At 64.2% G+C, this 13,769-nt stretch carries 14 protein-coding genes; 7 read left to right on the forward strand and 7 right to left on the reverse strand.

From position 1 onward, the window contains the following. The first annotated feature begins 59 nt into the window (after positions 1 to 59). Positions 60 to 1,466: an aminoacyl-tRNA deacylase and HDOD domain-containing protein gene (locus CK486_RS15435; protein WP_095941203.1), complete on the forward strand. Its 1,407-nt coding sequence runs from the start codon at positions 60 to 62 to the stop codon at positions 1,464 to 1,466. A gap of 183 nt (positions 1,467 to 1,649) precedes the next feature. Here the strand turns inward: CK486_RS15435 and CK486_RS15440 are convergent, their stop codons facing one another. The 5 genes from CK486_RS15440 to CK486_RS15460 all read right to left on the reverse strand — a co-directional run bounded on the left by CK486_RS15440 (position 1,650) and on the right by CK486_RS15460 (position 4,912). Beyond that, positions 1,650 to 2,381 (reverse strand): hypothetical protein, encoded by a 732-nt coding sequence (locus CK486_RS15440; protein ID WP_095941204.1) that lies wholly within the window; start codon positions 2,379 to 2,381, stop codon positions 1,650 to 1,652. A gap of 79 nt (positions 2,382 to 2,460) precedes the next feature. Continuing rightward, a complete protein-coding gene (locus tag CK486_RS15445; RefSeq protein WP_095941205.1) occupies positions 2,461 to 2,853 on the reverse strand; it encodes an SCP2 sterol-binding domain-containing protein in 393 nt (130 codons plus the stop codon). Between the two features lie 151 nt (positions 2,854 to 3,004). Continuing rightward, complete coding sequence (locus tag CK486_RS15450) at positions 3,005 to 3,277, reverse strand: HU family DNA-binding protein (protein ID WP_095941206.1); 273 nt, start codon at positions 3,275 to 3,277, stop codon at positions 3,005 to 3,007. Between the two features lie 185 nt (positions 3,278 to 3,462). Then, the gene (locus tag CK486_RS15455) at positions 3,463 to 4,611 is read right to left on the reverse strand and encodes an NAD(P)/FAD-dependent oxidoreductase (RefSeq protein WP_095941207.1); all 1,149 of its coding nucleotides are present in this window, start codon (positions 4,609 to 4,611) and stop codon (positions 3,463 to 3,465) included. Between the two features lie 133 nt (positions 4,612 to 4,744). Then, a complete protein-coding gene (locus tag CK486_RS15460; RefSeq protein WP_095941208.1) occupies positions 4,745 to 4,912 on the reverse strand; it encodes a rubredoxin in 168 nt (55 codons plus the stop codon). A gap of 193 nt (positions 4,913 to 5,105) precedes the next feature. On the opposite strand from CK486_RS15460, the gene CK486_RS15465 reads away from it, so the two are divergent. The 6 genes from CK486_RS15465 (at position 5,106) to CK486_RS15490 (ending at position 11,636) form a co-directional block, all read left to right on the forward strand. Further along, a complete protein-coding gene (locus CK486_RS15465; protein WP_095941209.1) occupies positions 5,106 to 5,660 on the forward strand; it encodes a chorismate lyase in 555 nt (184 codons plus the stop codon). A 26-nt stretch (positions 5,661 to 5,686) separates the two neighbouring features. Further along, entirely contained in the window at positions 5,687 to 6,577 is an 891-nt protein-coding gene (ubiA, locus tag CK486_RS15470; protein WP_095941210.1) for a 4-hydroxybenzoate octaprenyltransferase, read from the forward strand. Positions 6,578 to 6,811: 234 nt separating this feature from the next. Beyond that, positions 6,812 to 7,501, forward strand: a complete 690-nt coding sequence (phoB, locus tag CK486_RS15475) for a phosphate regulon transcriptional regulator PhoB (RefSeq protein ID WP_095941211.1) — start codon at positions 6,812 to 6,814, stop codon at positions 7,499 to 7,501. Positions 7,502 to 7,663: 162 nt separating this feature from the next. Then, complete coding sequence (gene phoR / locus CK486_RS15480; RefSeq protein WP_256574437.1) at positions 7,664 to 8,968, forward strand: phosphate regulon sensor histidine kinase PhoR; 1,305 nt, start codon at positions 7,664 to 7,666, stop codon at positions 8,966 to 8,968. An 84-nt stretch (positions 8,969 to 9,052) separates the two neighbouring features. Further along, on the forward strand, positions 9,053 to 10,396 hold the full coding sequence (locus CK486_RS15485) for a hemolysin family protein (protein ID WP_095941213.1): 1,344 nt from the start codon (positions 9,053 to 9,055) through the stop codon (positions 10,394 to 10,396). 454 nt (positions 10,397 to 10,850) lie between these two features. Further along, positions 10,851 to 11,636: a gamma-glutamyl-gamma-aminobutyrate hydrolase family protein gene (locus CK486_RS15490; RefSeq protein WP_095941214.1), complete on the forward strand. Its 786-nt coding sequence runs from the start codon at positions 10,851 to 10,853 to the stop codon at positions 11,634 to 11,636. Positions 11,637 to 11,697: 61 nt separating this feature from the next. Here the strand turns inward: CK486_RS15490 and CK486_RS15495 are convergent, their stop codons facing one another. Both CK486_RS15495 and recD read right to left on the reverse strand, forming a co-directional pair. Continuing rightward, entirely contained in the window at positions 11,698 to 12,438 is a 741-nt protein-coding gene (locus CK486_RS15495) for an ABC transporter substrate-binding protein (protein ID WP_095941215.1), read from the reverse strand. 60 nt (positions 12,439 to 12,498) lie between these two features. Next, positions 12,499 to 13,769, reverse strand: a 1,271-nt coding sequence (recD, locus tag CK486_RS15500) for an exodeoxyribonuclease V subunit alpha (protein ID WP_095941219.1), incomplete at its 5' end; no start/stop codon positions are given.

Below are 13,769 nucleotides of genomic sequence, written 5' to 3' on the forward strand. Positions count from 1 at the left end.
TCCCCTCAATCCACGTGGCTGGTTATACTGCGGCAAATGATCGCTGCTGAGCTGCTCACATGACCGAAGTTGCCCTCGCCCCCGATGCCACGCCGCAGGTTCCGATGATGATCCAGCAACTGCTGGCCAAGGTCGGCATTGGCTACCGTGCCATTGCCGAGTGTGCCGAGCAGGACCCAGCAAGACGTGTCCAGGCGGTGCTGCTGGATGATGCTGTGGGTGCTCTGCTGGCTCTGTTCCCACGCGATCAGTTGCTTGATCTGGCCCGCCTTGCCGAGCTCACCGGGCGTAAGCTGGTGGCGGTCAAACCAGAACGCCTGGAGCGCATGCTGGGCAAGCACGACTTGCGTAACTTGCCGGCTCTGCCGCCGTTGACAAGCTCGCCCTGCCTGTATGACGAGCGCCTGCTGCAGCAAGAGACACTGCTGCTCGACTCCGGCACACCGGGGCTGCTGCTCGAGGTGAGCTGCGCCGATTTCAGGCCGCTGCTGGCCAAGGCCAGTGCCGCGCGCTTTGGCGAGCCGCTGGCCAATATCCGCCCCAACCTCGACCGTCCGGACGACGACCGCGCCGAAATTACCCAGGCGGTGCAGAACTTCACGGCTCGCCGTATCCAGCAGCGTCTGGAGGAAACCATCGAGATTCCGCCGCTGCCGGAAACCGCGCAGAAGATCGTCAAGCTGCGCGTCGATCCTGATGCCACGGTGGATGACATCACTGGTGTGGTCGAGACCGACCCGGCGCTGGCTGCGCAGGTGGTCAGCTGGGCCGCTTCGCCGTACTACGCCGCGCCCGGCAAGATCCGCTCGGTGGAGGACGCCATCGTCCGTGTGCTGGGTTTCGATCTGGTGATCAACCTGGCCCTGGGGCTGGCGCTGGGCAAGACCCTCAGCCTGCCCAAGGACCATCCGCAACAGGACACGCCTTACTGGCAGCAGGCAATCTACACCGCCGCGGTGATCGAGGGCCTGACCCGGGCCATGCCCCGTAGCGAGCGTCCGGAGGCCGGGCTGACCTACCTCGGCGGCCTGCTGCACAACTTCGGCTATCTGGTGCTGGCGCATGTATTTCCGCCGCATTTCTCGCTGATCTGCCGTCATCTGGAGGTCAATCCGCACCTCGCGGCGCCTTATGTCGAGCAGCATCTGCTGGGTATCACGCGTGAGCAGATCGGCAGTTGGCTGATGCGTTTCTGGGATATGCCGGAGGAGCTGGCGACTGCGCTGCGTTTCCAGAACGATCCGCACTACAGCGGCAGTCACAGCGCCTACGCCAATCTGATCTACCTGTCGGTCAATCTGCTGCGTCAGCGTGGTATCGGCAGCGGTCTGGCTGGGGGCATTCCCGACAGCCTGCTGCAGCGTCTGGAGATTTCCCGCGAAAAGGCCGAGGAAGCTGTGAGCAAGGTGCTGGAGGCCGAGACCGCGCTGCGCGAGCTAGCCTCGCAATTCCACCCGGCGCACTGAGAGCCTGTTCAAAGTCTGCTGCGCGTCGGAAAAACTGCGTTGAAAGTGCCTTCGGAATGCTCATTTACCACTCGTAAACTCCGCTTCCTCAGCCACTTTCGCCTTGTTTTTCTCTAGCTCGCGAGACTTTGAACAGGTTCTGATATCCGGGTGTGAGAAAACAGGGGGCCTCGGCCCCCTGTTTCATTTGAGCTGCTGGCGCTGGGCGGCGAACACTTCGGGCAAGGCCTTGAGGGTGGCGTTCAGCAGCTTTTTCACCGCAGGCTGCTGATACAGGGCCACGTATTCGCCCAGTTCCGGGCTGGGCATGCCGCGATAGGCATACAGCATGAACGCTTCGACGCCTTTCTGGCTGGACTGCTGCAGGCTCTCGCGCTGCTTGGTCGTCTGCGTGGTCAGGGTCTGTTCGTCGATTTTCTGTCCGCGCTGGATGACGCTGAGCCAGGCCTGGGTCTTGCCGGCCTCGTAGCGCAGCAGGGTCGCCAGCTCGCTGGTGTGTGCCTGTCGGTCCAGTTCGCGCACCAGCTCCACACGCTCGGCACGTGGCGGGCGGCTGGCCAGTTGCTCGGTATAGGCTTTCAACCCGCCAGGCTCTTCGCCCACTGCCCGTTCAGCGGCGGTAAAGCGCTGCGCCAGGGGGCTGTCGAGCAGGGCTTGCGCCTGCTCCACTTCGGCCTGCTGCAGCTGCGGTGCAACCCGTCGGGCCAAGTCGTCACACAGGGTATCGGCGCCGAACAGCTTCTCGACCTTTTTCTGCTGCGCCGCAGCCAGGCCGCGCTGGATCAGTGGCGCGCTCTGCTCGCACAGCAGGCGGATGCCGGCCATGGCAAACACGGGTTCGAGGGTGGCGGGTTGCGCAGGTGCGGCCAGCACGGGGGTGGCCAGGAGGGTGCAGCAAAGGACCAGGGAGCGCATGGTGGAGGCTCTACGACGAGAAGTTCAGCGCAGAGCCTAGCGAATCGGGCGGACGCCTGCCAGCGCCGCCCGGGCATAATCAGGCGGCCTTCTGCTCAGGCTTTTTCTTCTTCGGCATCAGGTGCTTCATCAGGCCCTGGAACCACATGACCAGCATGGGGTTGCCCTGAATCTGGATCTCTTTGTTCTGAATGCCCTGCATGAAGGCCAACTGCTTGTTCTTCGCGGTCATGGTGGCGAAGCCGTAGGCGGCATCCTTGAAGCCGAGGGCAAACGCCGGGTTTTCGGCCTTGCCGCGCTTACTGACCACGCGCTGATCCTTGACGATGTAGTGACGCGCCAGCTTGCCGTCCAGCGTGTGCAGCTGGAAAACCAGGTCCTTGCCGGCCAGTTGTTCCTGGAACGCGGGATTCTGGCGGCTGGCCTTGGCCATCAGGCGACCCAGCATCCAGAGAAGAAAGCGGAATTTCATGCACGCAGCCTCAGTGAAGCGTCTTGGGGCGCGCATTGTAGCGGTTTGTCGAGGCCACTACAGCCGGTCTTTCGAGGGGAAATGCACAGAGCGTGCGGGGAGAACGCCGGGAGGGGAGAGGCCCGCAGCCGTCTGGCTGCGGGCAGGCAACTCAGTTGACCGCGTCTTTCAGGGCTTTGCCCGGCTTGAAGGCGACGGTGTTGCTGGCCTTGATCTTCACGGCGGCGCCGGTCTGCGGGTTCTTGCCGGTACGGGCACCGCGGTGACGCTGCAGGAAGGTGCCGAAGCCCACCAGAGTCACGCTGTCCTTGCGGTTCAGTGCATTGGTGATTTCTTCCAGCACGGCGTTGAGAACGCGGTTGGCTTGGTCTTTGGTGAGGTCGGCCTTTTCCGCGATAGCGGCGGCGAGTTCCGGTTTACGCATAATTGCCTCGTTGACGGTTTGTTGTTGTTGTCTGTCGAGCGTCTCTTCCCAGGGACGCTGAAGCGGCGCGGGCTCTAGCCTGCGGCGAGCAGGTTCGAGGATGGCATGCCGCTACAGGCTTGGCCAGTCTTGTCCGACAATTAATTCGGGGTTTTGCCGGGCAAATCGGACAGAAGGCAAGGCGATCACGCCAGCAGTGGGGGCAATTCACGGTTCAGGGTCAGCTTTTCCTGAACGGTCGTGCCGGTGAGCGCATAGCCGAGCAGGGCGCCGTCGTTATCACGGCAGAGCACCTTGAGGTCGGCGCCACTGCCTTCCACGCTCCAGCTGCCCTCGCGGCCGCGCGGTGGTGGCGACACCACCAGCGGACACACCGGCGTCTTAACGGTAACCGGCATGGGGCCGTAGCTCACGGCCGTCGGCGTGCCGGCCAGGGTCTGTGCCAGAGCGCGGGCGCAGGTCATCAGCGGCATCACATAAAGGAGGTTGAGGCCATCGACCTCGGCGCAATCACCCAGGGCATAGATGTTGGCGTGGGAAGTCCGCAGCTGGCGGTCGACCTGTACGCCGCGACCACAGGCCAGGCCCGCTTGCTCGGCCAGCGCTGTGCGTGGACGCAGGCCGACGGCGGACAGCACCAGATCGCACTGAATCCGGGTGCCGTCGGACAGCTCCGCGCACAGGGAATCGCCTTCATGATTCAGCGAAGCCAGCACCGGGCCGAGGTGGAATCGCGCTCCGAGACCTTCCAGGCCGGCCTGCACGGCGGCAGCGGCCGCCGGATGGAGCAGGCCGGGCATGACCTGTTCGCACGGCGCTACCAGCTCGACCTGCAGACCGCCGAGCAGCAGGTCATTGGCGAACTCGCAGCCGATCAGCCCGGCGCCGAGGATCAGCACGCGCTGCTTGCCGGCGGCGGCGCTGCGAAAGCGCGCGTAGTCTTCCAGGTCGTTGACCGGCAGGATCAGTGCCAGAGCATCGCCCTCGACCGGCACGCGAATGGGCTCGGCGCCCCAGGCCAGTACCAGGTCGCGGTAGGGTACGGCTTCCTCGCCGATCCACAGCTGGCGGTGGCCAGGGTCGATGCCGCTGATGCGGGTGTGGGTACGGATCTCAGCCTTGAGCTGTTCGGCCATGGCGCCGGGCTCGGCCATGGCCAGGCCGTCGGCGTCCTTGTTCTTGCCGAAGCCGGTGGACAGCATCGGCTTGGAGTAGGAGCGCCCGTCATCGGCGGTGATCAGCAGCAGCGGGGTTTCGCTGTCGAGCTTGCGAAACTCCTTGGCCAGGTTATAGCCGGCCAGGCCGGTACCGACGATCACCACGGGTGCGCTCATGACGACTCCTTGCAATTTGAGGGATTCAGAGATTCAGGGATGGGCGTCGCGGGACGCCGGTGAGGCGGAGAACAGCACCGCCACGCAGATGCCCGGCGCGCCGAACGGGCGCCGGGTTGTCAGCAGTCGCGGATCAGGCGATTTCGATCATCTCGAAGTCGGCCTTGCCGACGCCGCAATCCGGGCACAGCCAGTCGGCCGGCACATCTTCCCAGCGGGTACCGGCGGCGATGCCGTCATCCGGCCAGCCCTTGGCTTCGTCATACACCAGACCACACACCACACACTGCCACTTCTTCATCAACTACTACCTCGGTTCAGGCTTGCTTACGCCGGCACTGGATTGTCGGACTACCGCGCACTGCGCGTTGTACTGATGCGCCACGGCGGACGCAAGTGCTCGCCGAACCGCCATCCCTAAGTCGGGGGTGGCAGGGGCCGGCAGGCAAACATGATAAGCTGCCCGCCCCGTTTTTTCTCGACTGGCGTGATTCGTGCCCAACGCTGACCTTGCCTATTCCCCGTGCTGGCTGAATGCCGAGCAATTGCAGGTGCTGCCCAGCGCGCTGCAGCATGACTGGCTGTTCGATCAGGGGTCGCTGACCCGCCGTCTGACGACGCTGGCTGTGGGGGAGTTTGCCGTGCAGCCGCTGCAGCAGGGCTGGCAGGTTCTGCGTGACGATGAGTGCGAGGCCCTTGGCGTCCCTGCGGGCACCGAAGGCTGGGTGCGCGAGGTGTATCTGCAGGGTGGCGGTCAGCCCTGGGTGTTTGCCCGCAGCGTGGCCGCGCGCCCGGCGCTGGAAGCATCCGGCTTTGATCTGCGCACCCTCGGCAGTCGTTCGCTCGGCGAGTTGCTGTTCAGCGACAGCGCCTTTACCCGTGGTCAGCTGCAGGTCTGCCACTACCCGGCCGGGTGGCTGCCGGAGGCCGTGCGGGCTGAGGCGCTGTGGGCGCGGCGTTCCTGCTTCCGCCGAGAGCAGTTGGGCCTGCTGGTGGCGGAGGTCTTTCTGCCTGCCCTGTGGCAACGTCAAGCCGGCCTGACTCTATAATCGGCGCAACCCCGACGGAGCCCCGCATGTACCAGAAAGCCCTGGCCAGTGTCGCGCGCCTGCACCCCCGCGCCGAAGCCTTTATCCACCTGATGCGCCTGGACCGGCCGATCGGCATCTACCTGTTGCTGTGGCCGACCCTGTGGGCGCTGTGGGTCGCGGCGGAGGGTGTGCCGTCACTGGGCAATCTGCTGATCTTCACGCTGGGGGTGATCCTCATGCGTTCGGCGGGCTGCGCCATCAACGACTTTGCCGATCGCCATTTCGATGGCCACGTCAGCCGCACCCAGCACCGCCCGCTGGTGAGTGGCCGGGTCAGGCCGTGCGAGGCGCTGGTGCTGTTTGCCGTACTGGTCGGCCTGAGCTTCGTGCTGGTGCTGTTCACCAATGCCAATACCGTCTGGCTGTCCTTCGGCGGCGCGGCGCTGGCGGCCTGCTACCCGTTCATGAAGCGGCACACCTACTACCCGCAGGTGGTGCTGGGTGCTGCCTATTCCTGGGGCATGCCGATGGCCTTTATGGCGGAAACCGGCTCGGTGCCGCCCGAGGCCTGGCTGCTGTATGTGGCGAATCTGCTGTGGACGGTGGCCTACGACACCTACTACGCCATGGCCGACCGCGAGGACGACCTGAAGATCGGGGTCAAATCCACCGCTATCCTGTTTGGTGACGCCGACCGCGTCATCATCCTCACCCTGCAGGGCCTGGCGCTGGTCTGTCTGCTGCTGGCCGGCAGCAAGTTCGGCCTGGGTCTGTGCTTCTATCTGGGCCTGGCGGGCGCTGCGGCCTGCTTCCTCTGGGAGTTTGTCAGCACCCGTCAGCGTGACGCGGCCAGTTGCTTCGCGGCGTTCCTGCACAACCACTGGGCCGGCCTGCTGATCCTGCTGGGGCTGATTGCCGACTACGCCCTGCGCTGAGTAACGGTTCAAAGTCTGCTGCGCGTCGGCCATGCTGCGTTGAAATCGGGCTCAGAATGCTCATTTACAACTCGTAAACTGCGCTTCTTCGCCCAATTTCGCCTTGCCTGGCTCTAGCTCGCACACTTTGAGCAGGTTCTGAGGCGCCGGGCGGGGCGTACAGGCTGTCACAACCCTGCAATAATTCCGTTATCTAATGCGGCGCAGTAACCGACAGTTCCCTGAGGTCCCGCCATGGTTGGTAAGTCCATCCTGATCGTTGATGACGAAGCACCGATTCGTGAAATGATTGCCGTCGCCCTGGAAATGGCCGGCTATGACTGCCTGGAGGCGGACAACGCCCAGCAGGCTCACGCGCTGATCGTCGACCGCCAGCCCGACCTGATCCTCCTCGACTGGATGCTGCCCGGTACTTCTGGCATCGAACTGGCCCGCCGCCTCAAGCGCGACGAGCTGACCGCCGACACGCCGATCATCATGCTCACCGCCAAGGGTGAAGAGGACAACAAGATCCAGGGCCTGGAAGTCGGTGCCGACGACTACATCACCAAGCCGTTTTCGCCGCGTGAGCTGGTGGCCCGCCTCAAGGCCGTGCTGCGCCGCGCCGGTGCCAGCGACAATGAAACGCCGATCGAAGTCGGTGGCCTGCTGCTTGATCCGATCAGCCACCGCGTCACCATCGACGGCAAGCCCGCCGACATGGGGCCCACCGAATACCGCCTGCTGCAGTTTTTCATGACCCACCAGGAGCGCGCCTATACCCGAGGTCAGCTGCTCGATCAGGTGTGGGGCGGCAACGTCTATGTTGAGGAGCGCACGGTCGACGTGCATATCCGCCGGCTGCGCAAGGCCCTCGGCGAGGCCTACGAGAATCTGGTGCAGACGGTGCGCGGCACCGGCTATCGTTTCTCCACCAAGGCCTGAGGCTCCGCCACGGGGCGCACTTGGGTCTCAGGTGGTTACTGCTGACGCCGGGCGAGGATGATCAGCACCCTGTAAACTGCGTTCTTCAGCCGTTCCGTTCCTGCGCTTCGTGCTTTGATGCCAGGCGCCAGGACCGGTGGTGGACTGCAACAAGGATTCAGCGTGAAACAACAATGGCGTGGCGGCCTGGTGCGTCGCCTGCTTCTTTTGCTCGGTGTGTGTCTGCTGGCCGGTGTGCTCAGCGGCCAGTACGCCTGGGCGCTGGTCGTCGGTCTGGCCGGTTATCTGGGCTGGACTCTCTGGCAATTGTTGCGCCTGCAGGAATGGCTGCAGCGCAAGCAGGCCGATGAGCCGCCGCCCGATGGTCATGGCCTATGGGGCGAGGTGTTCGACAGTATCTATCACCTGCAGCGCCGCGATCAGCGTGCCCGTGGGCGCCTGCAGGCGGTGATCGACCGTGTGCAGGAGTCCACCGCGGCCCTGCGCGACGCCATCATCATGCTCGACAGCGATGGCAACCTGGAATGGTGGAACATCGCCGCCGAGCAGCTCTTGGGTCTGAAGACACCCCAGGACAGTGGTCAGCCCATCAGCAACCTCGTGCGTCATCCGCGCTTCAAGGAATACTTTGCCGAAGAGAACTACAGCGAGCCGCTGGAGCTGCCTTCGCCGATCAACGAGCGCATGCGCCTGCAGATCCAGATCACCCTGTATGGCAACCGCGAGCACCTGATGCTGGTGCGTGACGTGACCCGCGTGCATCAGCTGGAACAGATGCGCAAGGACTTCGTCGCCAACGTGTCCCACGAGCTGCGCACCCCCCTGACGGTGATCACCGGTTATCTGGAAACCCTCGCCGACAACGCCGAAGGGGTGAATCCGCGCTGGCTGCGTCCGCTGCAACAGATGCAACAGCAGGCCGTGCGCATGCAGAACCTGCTCAATGACCTGCTGCTGCTGGCCAAGCTGGAGGCCACCGACTATCCCTCGGACAGCCTGCCCATTGCGCTTGAGCCTTTGCTGACGAGTATCCGCAACGACGCCATTGCCCTCTCGGCCAGTCGTCAGCATCAGATCAGTCTGGAGGTCGAGCCGGGCCTGAGCCTGCGTGGCAGCGAGTCGGAGCTGCGCAGTGCCTTCTCCAATCTGGCGTTCAATGCGGTGAAATACAGCCCGGATGGCAGCAGTGTGTGCATCCGCGCCTGGCAGGATGCTCAGGGTGTCCATGTGGCGGTGCAGGACAGCGGCATTGGTATCGAGGCGCGGCATATTCCGCGTCTGACCGAGCGCTTCTACCGGGTTGATGCCAGTCGTGCCTCCTCCACCGGAGGCACGGGTCTCGGCCTGGCGATCGTCAAGCATGTGCTGCTGCGCCATCGCGGTACCCTGGAGATCAGCAGCAGCCTCGGTCATGGCAGCCTGTTCAGTTGCCATTTCCTCCCGGCAGCCACCACCGAACTGCGCTGAGTGCTGTAGTCACAGGGCCTGCAACCTTGCAAAGCACGGCCCTAACCCTCACCCTTAGCCGGTCTTTCACAAACGCAAAGCCTTATGGATCCTTCCCCCACGCTCGAAACATCCACGCTGTTCGCCGATCTTGGCCTGGTTTTCTTCGCACTGTTCCTGGTGTTGCTCAACGGCTTTTTCGTCGCCGCCGAGTTCGCCATGGTCAAGTTGCGCGCCACCAAAGTGGCGGAAATTGCCGGCCAGCATGGCTGGCGCGGTCATATCCTGCGCACCGTTCACCGTCAGCTGGATGCCTACCTTTCGGCCTGCCAGCTGGGCATCACCCTGGCTTCGCTCGGCCTGGGCTGGGTGGGTGAGCCGGCCTTCGCCGAACTGCTGACGCCGCTGCTCGGCTACCTGGGCATCGAGTCGCCCAAGCTGGTGCATGGCATCTCCTTCTTCACCGCGTTCTTCATCATTTCCTATCTGCATATCGTGGTCGGCGAGCTGGCGCCCAAGTCGTGGGCGATCCGCAAACCCGAGTTGCTGTCGCTGTGGACCGCCGCGCCGCTGTACCTGTTCTACTGGCTGATGTATCCGGCCATCTACCTGCTCAACGCCAGCGCCAACGCCATCCTGCGCATGGCCGGTCAGGGTGAGCCGGGCGGGCATCACGAGCACAGCTATAGCCGCGACGAGTTGAAGCTGATCCTTCACTCCAGCCGCGCTCAGGAAAATGACGACAGCCAGGGCCTGCGCGTGGTCGCCTCGGCGGTGGAGCTGGGCGAGCTGGAAGTGGTCGACTGGGCCAACTCCCGCGAGGACCTCGTCAGCCTCGAGCACGATCTGCCGCTGGCCGACATCCTCGCCGTGATCCGCCGGCACAAGTACAGCCGTTACCCGGTGTACGACAGCCGCAAGGAAGAGTTCGTCGGCCTGCTGCACATCAAGGACCTGCTGCTGGCGCTGTCGGCGCTGGAGAGCATGCCAGAGTCGTTCGACCTGTCCGAACTGACCTATCCGCTGGAGCGGGTGTCGAAGAACTTGCCGCTGGCCCAGCTGCTTGAGCAGTTCCGTCAGGGTGGCTCGCACTTCGCGCTGGTCGAGGAGGCCGACCACAAGGTCATCGGCTACCTGACCATGGAAGACGTGCTTGAGGTGCTGGTCGGCGACATTCAGGACGAGCACCGCAAGGCCGAGCGCGGCGTACTGGCCTACCAGCCGGGCCGCCTGCTGGTGCGTGGCGATACACCGCTGTTCAAGATCGAGCGACTGCTCGGCATCGACCTCGACCACATCGAGGCCGAGACCCTCGCCGGACTGGTCTACGACAGCCTTAACCGCCTGCCGGAAGAGGAAGAGGTGCTGGAGGCCGAGGGCCTGCGCATTATCGTCAAGAAGATGAAAGGGCCGAAGATCATTCTGGCCAAGGTGCTCAAGCTCGACTGAGCCCGCCCCGCGTGGCGGCCCTCACGGCCGCCGCCTGCTCTGCCTTCTGCCGTTAAAAATATTGGACTGCCTCTGCGGCCTGCCTGCTCCGCTCAAGCGCCATGAAACGGGCGTTTGAACGGTTTTTTGGCCCTTTCCGGCGCAGGCTGGTGGTCGGATTTTCCGACATTAAGCCTTGGCTTGTTTGACATTTTTTACGGCCAAAGCCACACTGCCTCCACGGTTCCGACTGCCAGAGAGCCGTCGCGGGCAGGCTTTCGCGCCGCCCAATCCCGCGTGTGGTCCGGCTGAATGCCGTTGCAGACCACCCGGCAGCGACTCTCTTCACACTTCAGGCTCCAGACTCCAGGTCTGCCGCCTGGACAGGCGGAACCCGCAATAAACAGGAAGCAGTGCCACGCCGATGGCCCTTCCTGCCAAGCAACGGCAGGTCAGACCTGCCTCAAGGTGACGTATGTCCAACAACAAGACTGGCAATACCCCGAACACTCCGCGTAAACCCGTTGTGCTCATGTCCATGGGACATCAGGAGCGCAAAGGTCACGACTATCAGGTCATGACCCACAAATACATCGTGCCCCTGGTGGAGCTCTCCGGCTGCGTACCGCTGCTGGCGCCCACCTGCTGCGGCCCGGACGATGTCGACCAGTACCTCGACATGGTCGATGGCATCTACCTCACCGGTGCCGGCAGCAACATCGATCCGGCCCTCTACGGTCAGGAAAACCTCACTCCGGACAAGGGCCAGGACAAGAACCGTGATCTCTTTGACCTGCCGCTGATCCGCAAGGCCATCGAGCGCGGTCTGCCGATCTTCGCCATCTGCCGTGGCATGCAGGAAATCAACGTGGCCCTCGGCGGCACCATCCACCAGAAGGTCTACAGCCTCGACGGCTACAACGATCATCGCGAAGACAGCGATGATCCGGTCGACGTGCAGTACGCCCAGGTGCATGGCGTGCGTCCGGTCGATGGCAGCTGGCTGCAGCAGCTGGTGGGCGACGAGATTCAGGTCAACTCGCTGCATGGCCAGGGTCTGGACAAGCTAGGCGAAGGCGTTGAGCCGCTGGCCTATGCCGAAGACGGCCTGATCGAAGCCATTCACATGCCGGCGCTGCCGCAGTTCACCCTGGCAGTGCAGTGGCACCCGGAGTGGCAGGCGGCGGAGAACCCCGACTCGGTGAAGATCTTCCAGGCCTTCGGCCAGGCCTGTCGCGAGCAGGCCGCCAAGCGCGCCTAAGCCGACTGTGCTGTACCGGAAAGCCCGCCTTGTGCGGGCTTTCTGCTGTCTGGGCAATCGCCTACTGGACGAACTGCTCGAGCAGCTTCTGGTAGCGGCCACTGCTGTGCAGTGAAGCCAGACCCCGGTTGAACTCATTCAGCAGCACATGAGCCTGGGGGTGGCGGCGGGGGATCAGCAGATGCAGGGCATTGCTGGGGAAAATACCTTCAGAGCGATGAAACTGGTCGCGGGCAGCGCCGCTCAGTTGCAATGAGGTTTCACCCAGGCGGGCATCGGCGACGAAGAAGTCATCCCGTCGCAGTAGCAACAGGCGTGCGCACTCATCCAGCCCGCTGGGTTCATGGCGGGTCAGCTCGCCGCGCTCGACCATTTCCTGCAGGGCTTTCGGCGGCTGCCAGCCGAGGGGGTAGCAGAAGCGCTTGCCGCGCAGGGCAGACAACTGCTCAGGCTCGTAGGTTTCGTCACTACGACTGAAGATATGCTGCTGCACCCGGTAGAGCGGCTCCGAGTAGAGAAAATCGGCTTCCCGTTCCGGTGTCCGGATGTAGGGAAAGGTGCCGTCGTACTCGGCAGCCTGGGCCATCCTGTAGCCCCTCATCCAGGGCCGCCAGTCCAGCCTGGCCGTTTGCTGCTCCTCGGCCAAGGCTGCCACGACCACCTGAGTCAGCAGCCCGCCGCCGGGTAAGTGGCGGCCGGTAAAAGGGGCGTAGTCGTCGCCGGTCACCAGGTGTAAATCGCCGGCCTGAATCTCTAGCGCGCAGACCAAAAGCAGGCACAGCAGTATCTGACGTTGCAGCATGTGGCTCTCGTGGCAGTGTTTCTGCCTCCAGCATAGTTGCCGGTTTGGCAGAGCACCTGATCAGTCAAACAAACCCAACTGTCCCGCCTTGTCGATTTCGACTGATGGTGATTGGGCCGCTGGGAGTACATCTGATCTGGCCAGTCGCTCGGCCAGACCGGCGGCGCGCTCGGCGCGGGTGTTGACCGCTTCCAGCAGACGGGCGGGCAGGCCCCAGATTTCCACCTGCTGCTTGGCGCGGGTGATGCCGGTGTAGAACAGGCTGCGGGTCAGCAGCGGGCTGGGTGTTTCCGGCAAAACCAGCAGTACTTGAGCGAACTCTGAGCCCTGGCTCTTGTGCACGGTCATGGCAAAGGCGCTGTCGTGGCTGGGCAGACGAGCCGGGGCGAAGGGGCGGAAGCCCGTCTCGGCCTCGAAGAACACACGCAGGCCACTGGGCGTATTCAGGCACAGGCCGATATCGCCATTGAACAGGCCGAGGGCGTAGTCGTTCTGCCGCACCATCACCGCGCGGCCGGCATACCAGCGCTCGCCCGGCTGACGGCGAAAGCGTGCTTCCAGCGCCTCGTTGAGCCCGGCCACACCCCAGGTGCCCTCGCGCTGAGCGGTCAGCACGCGGAAGGCGTTGAAGGCGGCAAAGGCGAGGGCCGGATCGCCCGTGCCGGCGGCGGCGAGGTAGGGCGCGTAGCCGTCCAGTAGCCGGCGCTGCAGATCGTTTGGCTGCGGCTCGGCGTGCCAGATCAGGTCGGCGCGCGCTTCCTGCAGCAGGGCCAGAGTACCCGCTGCATCGCCCGCGTTGATGCGCCGGGCCAGTTCGCCGATGCCGCTGTCGCCGGCAAAACGGTGGCTGTGAGTCAGCAGTACCACGGCATCGCCCAGCTGCGAGGTCGGTGTGCCGGTTGGCACCGGTTGGCCAGTCAGTTGTTCGATCTCGGCGGCGGCCTGGGCATCGAAGCCGCGCCCCTCGCACAGCTCGGCGAACACCGCGCCGGCCTCCACCGCGCAGAGCTGGTCCTTATCCCCCAGCAGGATCAGCCGGGCTGAGGGCGGCAGCGCGTCGAGCAGCTTGGCCATCAGCGCCAGGTCGACCATCGAGGCTTCGTCCACCACCAGCACGTCCAGCGGCAGCGGGTTGGCCGCGTGGTGACGCACCGCCGGCGAGTCGCCGCGACTGCCGAGCAGACGGTGCAGGGTGCGCGCCTCCTCGGGCAGCAGCGCCTTGAGTTCATCGGCTGCGCCAGCAACTCCTGCAGGCTGGCGAACGCCTGACTGGGCAATACGGCCTGGCGCACGGGCTGCCACTGGCTGCCCTGAGCTTCGGCCAGTAACAG

Source organism: Pseudomonas sp. HAR-UPW-AIA-41 (assembly GCF_002304225.1).
In the GTDB taxonomy this organism is placed as follows: domain Bacteria; phylum Pseudomonadota; class Gammaproteobacteria; order Pseudomonadales; family Pseudomonadaceae; genus Aquipseudomonas.

Coding starts and splice junctions, on each gene's coding strand:
- CK486_RS15435 (WP_095941203.1), top strand. CDS start 60: ATGACCGAAGTTGCCCTCGCCCCCGATGCCACGCCGCAGGTTCCGATG.
- CK486_RS15440 (WP_095941204.1), bottom strand. CDS start 2,381: ATGCGCTCCCTGGTCCTTTGCTGCACCCTCCTGGCCACCCCCGTGCTG.
- CK486_RS15445 (WP_095941205.1), bottom strand. CDS start 2,853: ATGAAATTCCGCTTTCTTCTCTGGATGCTGGGTCGCCTGATGGCCAAG.
- CK486_RS15450 (WP_095941206.1), bottom strand. CDS start 3,277: ATGCGTAAACCGGAACTCGCCGCCGCTATCGCGGAAAAGGCCGACCTC.
- CK486_RS15455 (WP_095941207.1), bottom strand. CDS start 4,611: ATGAGCGCACCCGTGGTGATCGTCGGTACCGGCCTGGCCGGCTATAAC.
- CK486_RS15460 (WP_095941208.1), bottom strand. CDS start 4,912: ATGAAGAAGTGGCAGTGTGTGGTGTGTGGTCTGGTGTATGACGAAGCC.
- ubiA (WP_095941210.1), top strand. CDS start 5,687: ATGTACCAGAAAGCCCTGGCCAGTGTCGCGCGCCTGCACCCCCGCGCC.
- phoB (WP_095941211.1), top strand. CDS start 6,812: ATGGTTGGTAAGTCCATCCTGATCGTTGATGACGAAGCACCGATTCGT.
- CK486_RS15485 (WP_095941213.1), top strand. CDS start 9,053: ATGGATCCTTCCCCCACGCTCGAAACATCCACGCTGTTCGCCGATCTT.
- CK486_RS15490 (WP_095941214.1), top strand. CDS start 10,851: ATGTCCAACAACAAGACTGGCAATACCCCGAACACTCCGCGTAAACCC.
- CK486_RS15495 (WP_095941215.1), bottom strand. CDS start 12,438: ATGCTGCAACGTCAGATACTGCTGTGCCTGCTTTTGGTCTGCGCGCTA.